This window comes from Hyella patelloides LEGE 07179, from assembly GCF_900659865.1.
Classification (GTDB): Bacteria; Cyanobacteriota; Cyanobacteriia; order Cyanobacteriales; family Xenococcaceae; genus Hyella; species Hyella patelloides.
Genome location: NZ_LR214069.1, coordinates 1 through 8103, shown reverse-complemented (window position 1 = coordinate 8103; position 8103 = coordinate 1). Strand labels below are relative to the sequence as shown.

General features: G+C 37.7%; 6 protein-coding genes and 2 pseudogenes. 5 read left to right on the top strand and 3 right to left on the bottom strand.

What is annotated here, in order from left to right:
- The first annotated feature begins 124 nt into the window (after positions 1 to 124).
- Both H1P_RS28700 and H1P_RS40015 read left to right on the top strand, forming a co-directional pair.
- On the top strand, positions 125 to 514 hold the full coding sequence (locus tag H1P_RS28700; protein ID WP_144874176.1) for a rhodanese-like domain-containing protein: 390 nt from the start codon (positions 125 to 127) through the stop codon (positions 512 to 514).
- Between the two features lie 107 nt (positions 515 to 621).
- Positions 622 to 726: pseudogene (locus tag H1P_RS40015) on the top strand (IS982 family transposase); the annotation flags it as partial.
- Between the two features lie 39 nt (positions 727 to 765).
- On the opposite strand, the pseudogene ruvA reads toward H1P_RS40015, so the two are convergent.
- The 3 genes and pseudogenes from ruvA to H1P_RS28685 all read right to left on the bottom strand — a co-directional run bounded on the left by ruvA (position 766) and on the right by H1P_RS28685 (position 4294).
- A pseudogene (ruvA, locus tag H1P_RS28695) lies at positions 766 to 1406 on the bottom strand (Holliday junction branch migration protein RuvA).
- A 20-nt stretch (positions 1407 to 1426) separates the two neighbouring features.
- Complete coding sequence (locus tag H1P_RS37820) at positions 1427 to 2035, bottom strand: hypothetical protein (protein ID WP_222427295.1); 609 nt, start codon at positions 2033 to 2035, stop codon at positions 1427 to 1429.
- A 105-nt stretch (positions 2036 to 2140) separates the two neighbouring features.
- Positions 2141 to 4294: a cation:proton antiporter domain-containing protein gene (locus tag H1P_RS28685; protein ID WP_144874174.1), complete on the bottom strand. Its 2154-nt coding sequence runs from the start codon at positions 4292 to 4294 to the stop codon at positions 2141 to 2143.
- 344 nt (positions 4295 to 4638) lie between these two features.
- Here H1P_RS28685 and H1P_RS28680 point away from each other — a divergent pair, with 344 nt between their 5' ends.
- The 3 genes from H1P_RS28680 to H1P_RS28675 all read left to right on the top strand — a co-directional run bounded on the left by H1P_RS28680 (position 4639) and on the right by H1P_RS28675 (position 7688).
- On the top strand, positions 4639 to 5118 hold the full coding sequence (locus tag H1P_RS28680) for an Hsp20/alpha crystallin family protein (RefSeq protein ID WP_144874172.1): 480 nt from the start codon (positions 4639 to 4641) through the stop codon (positions 5116 to 5118).
- A gap of 154 nt (positions 5119 to 5272) precedes the next feature.
- On the top strand, positions 5273 to 5401 hold the full coding sequence (locus H1P_RS39085; RefSeq protein WP_281291252.1) for a hypothetical protein: 129 nt from the start codon (positions 5273 to 5275) through the stop codon (positions 5399 to 5401).
- 763 nt (positions 5402 to 6164) lie between these two features.
- On the top strand, positions 6165 to 7688 hold the full coding sequence (locus H1P_RS28675) for a hypothetical protein (protein WP_144874170.1): 1524 nt from the start codon (positions 6165 to 6167) through the stop codon (positions 7686 to 7688).
- The last annotated feature ends 415 nt before the right edge of the window (positions 7689 to 8103 follow it).

The following is an 8103-nucleotide window of genomic DNA, read 5'->3' as shown; positions in this document are numbered from 1 at the left end:
TTTTTTCGCTTACTTTTTCAGCAAACCCTAATTAATAATTTATAACTGGAGACGGAGCATTTTTTATCTAAATTTGTTTTAATAAGAAATAAGAAGTTTTGCAATAAATTATTTCAACTATATTATGTCTGAGCCAAAAGCAGAAGCCAAACCAATTTTAGAAGCAAAAGAAACGCTAAGTGAAACAGTTCCTACACCTCCCAAATTGACCTCCATATCTAGCGCACAAGCACTTAAAGAGCGTTTAGATTGGGGAGAGCCAGCATTGACTATCATCGATGCACGCGATCGCGGAGCCTATTTAGAAGAACGCATCATGGGTGCAATGTTAATGTCTGATGTTAACAATCTTTCTGAAAACCGTGATATTTACGTTTATGGAAAAAGCAATGAAGAAGCAGCAGAAGCAGCTAACAACTTACGCCAAGCTGGGTTTGAAAACGTATCTCAGTTACAAGGTGGTTTAGCTGGTTGGAAAGCAATTGATGGATTTACAGAAGGAAGAGCAGCATAGGCAATTATTCCATCAGTAAATTATTCCATCAGTAATTGTGTAAGTAAGTGATATTAAGTTACTGGTAGTTAATTGATGTCTGAAATTTAGCTACTGGTAGCTTTTTACTAATAAGCCGTATCAACCGAAAAATTTTAGCTCATACTGTTGCTCTCTGGTTGAATCGTCACTCAGATAATCCACTTTGTTTTCAACAACTTATTTTTGATTAGTTTGGAAGTTGCACACGGCGTTCTTTTTGCTAAATGGTATTAGTCTCCTGCTAACCAAGAAATAGCACTTCTAAGCCAGTCTTCAATGTGAGGATTTTTTTGTAATTGCTGGTCTTGACTGATAGCTGTAATTGCTTGTTGAATTTCTTGGGGAGTGTATGCCAAAGCGATTAGTGTCATTTCTAATTCTTCTCTAATTTCTGACTTAGGAATTAACGCATCATTAGGGACAGAAATTTCCACATCAGCTAAATCTTGCCATTGAGAGAGCTTACTTTTGAGTTCTAAAGCAATTCTTTCGGCGGTTTTTTTACCCACTCCAGGGGTTTGGGTTAAAGCTGGTATATTTTTACTAACCACTGCCACTACCAAATCTGGTACAGTTAAAGTATCTAAAAGTGCGATCGCAAGTTGTGTGCCAATACCACTAACACTAATTAGTTGGCGAAATAAATCTCTTTCTCTAGCAGAAGCAAAACCGTAAAGAATCTGGCGATCTTCTTGAATCTGTAAATGGGTAAATACGGTTACTTTATCTTCGTCTAAAGGTATTTTTTGCGCAAATGAGGGGTGATTTGCACTTCATAGCCAATATTATTGACTTCTATCAGCAGAATAAAACGATTGCTAAAATTCTTGGCAACACTTATAACATTTCCTTTTAAATAACCAATTGTCATAAACAGTAATCAGTCAAGTTTTAAAAATTAATTTGACTGTTATGAATATATCCCATTGAGCCACAAACATCTGTTTTATACCATCCGTTAACAGAGCCATAAAGATTAATATTTGTTACAGACCTAACAGAACATATAATTTCACCATTAGGAGTAGCTCTGACATTAGAAGGTGGAGCAAAGACAGTAGCAGTACCAGCAGGAGAAGTAACAGGGGTGTCTTTTTCTACCACAGGATAAGTATTAATTTCCCAATACTGAGTATTAACTGGACAACGAGGATCGTCGATCTCCCATTGAACATAGGCATTATTCCCTCTACGCCAAGTTACGTTGATTGCTCCACTACAACGGTTATCGCCATTATAAAGAGTAAAATTTCCTACTAAATTATCCCCAGGAACACATCCTTTAGTTTTTACATAATCAAAAGCCAAATAACCCTTGTAAAGTCTGTTTTCAAAAATAGTTTGGACTGAATCAATAGTGTCATTTCCCCAACAAATAGTATCTAATTGAGGAATCAATGTCTGACTAGACTGAGAACGCCAAGTAGCTGCAACACTGGAACTTACTGAAGTGAGAACTAAGCTAATGGTCGCTAACACGGTTAAGGGTTTTAATTGCATATTGATTTAAGTGAATGGTTATATTAATATACTTCCCTAAATAACACTTGTTGTATCGTGACCAGTTTCACTTATTGATAATCAATCCTTCATCCTTTAATTTAATTAATGTGACTCGCCAAATAATACTATAGAACACTGAATATCTTTGACAATGCGATCGCTGATATCGCTAACGGCTAATCCCCCTGCTGTGCGACGACGCATGGAACGCAATACTACCATGTCATAGTTTTCTGCTTCTTTAACAATTGCAGCAGCGACGTTATCTTGACGCAAGAATTTGGTGGTAATTTTGGTTTCTGGTTTGATTTGTGTATCTAAAATATGCTGTAGTTTTTGTTCTAGCTCGCTAATTTTTTGAGTGTTGGTTTTGTGTTCATCTATATGGAGTAAAGTAATAGTTGCGCTATTAGCTTCGGCAAAGATGTTAGCAAAGCGAATTGTCCGAATTGTTTGGGGAGTTAGGTTTTTAATCGGTACTAAAATTTGATGGATATCAATTGGCTCTTTTAGAAGGCGTACTACTGCGACAGAACAATGGGAAGACCAAAAAACACTATCGGTAATGCTACCAAACAGACGGGATTGTAAGCGATTGGTTTCACTCCATCCCATAACGATTAAACTAGCGTTTTGTTCTCTAGCAGTACGACTAATACCATGAACAATATCATCATCGATACGAATAATGGGTTTTGCTTGGACATCAAATTTTGCGGTTACTTTTAAAGCTGTTTTTAGTCGGCGACGACTTCTTTTAATGGTTTTCTTCAGTTGAGGATCGTCCATATGAACATGGGCTTTAGCTATGGAAAGAGGAACAACTAAACCTGATTCATGATTCGCAATTAATGCCGACATTTCAATTAAATATTTTTCTGTTTTGGGGTTAGCAACGGGTACTACTACTCTAAATAAAGGATAACTAGTAATACGTTCTGCTTTAGGTTGGGTCAATTCGGCTGCGATATCATCGTATAAAAATCCTGAATTGGCAACGGTGCTTAAACTTGCACTATTAGGATTGGTTATATAACTAGGAGTTAATTCTGTTTTATTCGATGCTAAATCTTCTTGGGGTGTAGATAATTTGCGTCCGAATTTTGCGGTTAAAATTGGCCCTGCAATAGATGTAACTAGCATCAAGACAATAACCACATTGAATACCGAATCACTAATTAACCCTGCATTTAACCCCGCTAAAGCAGCAGCTAGGGTTGCAGCTACCTGGGGAAGCGATAAAGCCCACATTGTCATCGCTTGATTCCAACTGTAATTATAAAGCAATTTTGCGATCGCAGCAGCCAACCATTTACTAACAAATAGTCCTCCCACAATCGCAACAGTTAAAGGTAACTCTGTAGTGATAGTTTTAATAAAACCAGGAATATCTAGCAGTAAACCCATATCAACGAAAAAACAGGGTATAAAAAGGGTACTACCGACAAATTCAATTTTTTCCTCTACAGGGCTACGTCCTACTACATCATTAACTGCTAACCCCGCTAAAAAAGCCCCGACAATCTTATCAACATTAATCACCTGCGCCCCTACAGCAGCGAGAAACACCACCAACAGGATAAACATAAACTGGTTGCTTTCTTCATCCCCTGTACGGCGAAAATACTCTTTTCCTAGCTTATCGATACCAAATAAAACTATTGCGCTGTAGATACCTAAAGTAACTAGCTGAATAATTAAGCTGGTAGCAGAAAATTCTCCTCCATGAATAGAAATACAAATTGCTAACACCAGCAAAGCAGCAATATCAGTAAAAATAGTCGCCCCAATAGTTACTGTCACCGCTTCATTTTTAACTACTCCCAAACGATTCACAATGGGATAACCCAACAGAGTATGAGATGCTAACAGCGAACCTGTTAACACCGCAGCATTTAACCCCATCCCAAAGATTAAACCGATTGTTATACCAAAAACTAAAGGAAGCAAAAAAGTAGCAAAACCAAACCCCAAAGAGCGATCTTTTGTTTTCCGAAACTCATCAAGATCGATTTCTAACCCCGCCACAAACATCAGATAGATTTTACCGATATCGGCTAATAGTTTAATAGATTCACTCTCAGAATCCAGCAATCCTAACCCATTAGAACCCAATACCACTCCTGCAAACAGCAAACCCACCAACCCAGGAAGCTTTATCCGTTCAAATAGAGGCGGTAAGGTCAAAATTACCAATAGCAGCAAAGTAAAAGAGACTAAAGGGTTATTGGATGCTTGATTAAGAAGTGATTCCATAGCCAGTGTCAGAGTTAAGTATAAAGATTGCTCAATACAGATATCGTACTCTGGCAAATAGAAAAATTTATTAAGTTAATAGTTGATTCAAAATTTAATTGAAACAATTACCAAAATTTCGGATCGCCTGTTTTCTGTAATAGCTATTAATCGATTTCTCATTACCTGTGGACTTTAGTTCGGTTTTCCGAAAACAATTGTTCGGGAAGAAAACCCCACTAGATATGGGATGTAAGCCACACTTCGCTCTTTTTACCATTCTTACTAAGATAAAGATAACGAAACCAAGAAAACTAAAGTTTCGAGCAAACAATTCAAAACTATTAATCGGAGAAAACAAAATTATGGCAATTGTTAGATATAATCCTTGGCAAGAAATGAATTCTTTACAACGTCAACTAAACCACTTATTTAATGATGCTCTAAACGTCGAAGATTGGAATAATTTTGGTAACTGGTCTAGCTTTCCTGCTGCCGAAATTACCGAAAAAGAAGATGCTTTCCATCTTAAACTAGAAGTTCCTGGTATGGAAGCTAAAGACATAGATATACAAGTAATGGCAGATAGAGTAGCGATCGCTGGTGAAAGAAAATCCGAAACCAAATCTGAAGAAAACGGTTCAACTCGTTTATGCGGAGCGGTATCCTTTAGGACTGAATTTCGTTACGGCAAATTCCAAAGAGTAATTCCTCTACCCGCACGCATCCAAAACACCAACGTAACCGCTCAATACAAAGACGGTATTCTCAACCTCACACTACCCAAATCTGAAGAAGAAAAAAATAAAGTAGTCAAAGTAAATCTTGGTGAAGCTAACGCTTAATTATCTTCTCAGGATTAGGGTTAAAATCTCTAGTCATTTAGATTAATAGTCTTACCCAGTTGCTTTTATAGTGGCTGGGTTCTTTTGGTTTATTGATGATTTAAACAAATATAGAAGTTATTTTCTTTGAATTATATTTACTTTCTAAACAAAAATGATACAAGTCTTGGTGGTTTATTTCGATTTATATGGTTTGATCTTGCCAGCAGGTGAAAGTAAATGGAATACTCTAATCAATAATTTTCTCGACCTAGATCGGGTAAAGGAAGTAGATAAAGCCTGATTTCAAGACTATTCTGAACAAGCTTTATTTGATGCCGATTATTGTCGGAATCGGCGCAAAAATCAGATTTCCCAGGGAGAATAACGGCAAATTAAATGATAATCTGGAGAAATACAATTTATTTTCAGGTAATTATTTTTTAGAATTTCAGCTAATTACTCATACATAAAAAATAGTAAATATTTTTTAATTAAATATCATATTTTTTGTCAAATACCATGAATATATGAGTATTAACTTTTTCAATCCATTCAAGTACGTTGCTAAAGTTTTCATCGAACGCATCAATTCTTTGAAGCCAAAGTTTATATGGTTCATTACAAAACGTGAGGGTAGGAGATACAAATCGAATATCTGGAGGATGATAATACTAGTTGCTTGTCTGGCAGTGATCGCTATCGTATGTATCCGACCAACTATTGTATGCTACTTTAATACTCATATTAAAACCAAAAATAGCTACACTTTGATTACTGTAGATTAGGCAATTCTATAACTTTAAAATTATTGTAATAACCTCATATTTAGTATAGGAACCATAGCATCATCAACCAGCGTTTGTTTCTAATTCTTCTGGGGATAATTCCCGCCAACTGCGGTAAATTCATAGGGATTCGAGATCGAGTAGTTAATAGTATATTAAAACTATTAATAGTATCAAAGTAACATTAATGTCATAACTTTACTACCTTTTTGTTAACTTGCTGATGGTTAGATTTAGATAAATATTGTTTTAAATTCGTAACCAACAAAAATTAAAATTATGACTTTAGAATCTGGTAGAGGAAGTTTTGTCTGGGACGACACAACAGGTCAGAGCGATCCTGATAAGCCACTCGAAGTTTTTTACTATCGACCAGAAGAGGTTACTGCGGATACACCAGTGTGGTTCATCATGCATGGAACTGGTCGTAACGCAGACGATTACCGCGACTATCTTGTAGATGCAGCAAGAGAGCAGGGAGCTTTGGTAATTGCTCCTGAATTTAACGACGATGATTGGGATGGCAGCACTGGCTACAACCTCGGCAACATCTCCGCTTCTAATTCCGATCTAACCCCTGTTCCTGAGCAGGACTGGTCTTTCTCCAAAATCGAGCCTTTGTTTGACCATGTTGTCAATGAGGTAGAGCCGACACTCGAAACAGATGGGTACTATATGTATGGTCACTCAGCAGGAGCGCAGTTTGTACATCGTTTTATGGCGTGGGAACCCGATGCACGAGTTAAGCTAGCCGTCTCTGCTAATGCGGGATGGTACACAGTTCCCCAAAGCGATGACATAGGTTACGAATACGATTGGCCTTATAGTACATCTGAAGCTCCAGATTATGATGCTTCCACCAGTACTTACGATTCATTTCCCACGGAAAATCTCGATAATTTCTTAGGAGATGACTTAGTTGTTTTGCTAGGAGAAGAAGATACAAGAAGAACTAGCAACCTCCGTCAGAACGAAGAGGCAGATGCTCAAGGACTTAATCGGTTTGAACGCGGGCAGTTTTTCTATTCTCAGGGTCAAGATGAAGCACAAACTCGTGGCACAAACTTCGGTTGGGAGTTACAAACAGTACCTGGCGTTGGTCACGATGGTGAGGAGATGGCAGTACCTGCTGCCGAATTATTTCGTTTAGACAATCAAGTAAACAATCCAGTCGATCCTCAACCGACAAAGACAGATTTGATATGGGAAGAACAGGGATTGGTGGATGAGGCTGCTGTTGCCACTGGCTCATCTTTTAACCTCAGCGATGGCACAACTGTAACCGTTGATTGGGATATTGAGACGAATGGCGGTAGCTTTGTTCCCAATAAAGGCGATGATTTTGTCAGTTATGAAAATAGCGTTAGGGGAAACCATGAAGGCTATTTGAACCTTGGTTTTAATAATAGTGATAGCGACCCAGATGATTTAATTAGGGCTTCTTTCAGCTTTGATCAGCCTGTTGTTGGTCTAAACTTTAATGTTTTGGATGTCGATCGAGGTTCATCTTTTGATGATGCGGTTGAGATTTTTGTCGATGGCGTTAACATCCAAGATATTCCAGATGCCGTAACTTTGGGTGGCTCTAGTGTGAGCTTGGATGACGAAAGTTATATGACAGGTTTTGAGGGAAGCAGTAGTGCTAATAATTCTAGCGAGAGTGCTAACATCCAAGTCGCTCTAGGCAATACAGAAGCTTCTGAAGTAGAGATTTTCTACTTTTCTACTGACGATCCAGGTAACGATCCTGGCGGACAAAGCATTGGAATATCAGACTTACAGTGGAATACATCAGGCGATTGAAGAAGAGACGTTAAGTATTTAAGCAAAATTATGCGATCGCAACAATGAAAGTCAGAGAGACCTTGCTGTAAAACAACGGAGATTTCTCTGACTTCGTCAAAAGTAACAGATTTTGATTTTAAATTTATTTTTGCAAGAGTTCTCAAGATTAAATGGGATCTACACTGAAATTGTCGCAAGCAATGATGTCATACTAAATACTATTTAAATAAGACACTTTAAGGAGTCAGGTGTCACCAGGTCAGAAAACTTTGGCTAAATTGGCAATTATATTACTTCATAAATCTGATTTAGTATCAGTCACCGTTACTCCGCCTTAAAAAGAACGGGGCTTATCCCCATTCGAGGACAATGTAAACTCAAGGGGCTGTGTTCTGAATTTATTTCAGAACAATGACGGGAGGAAATGCCGACG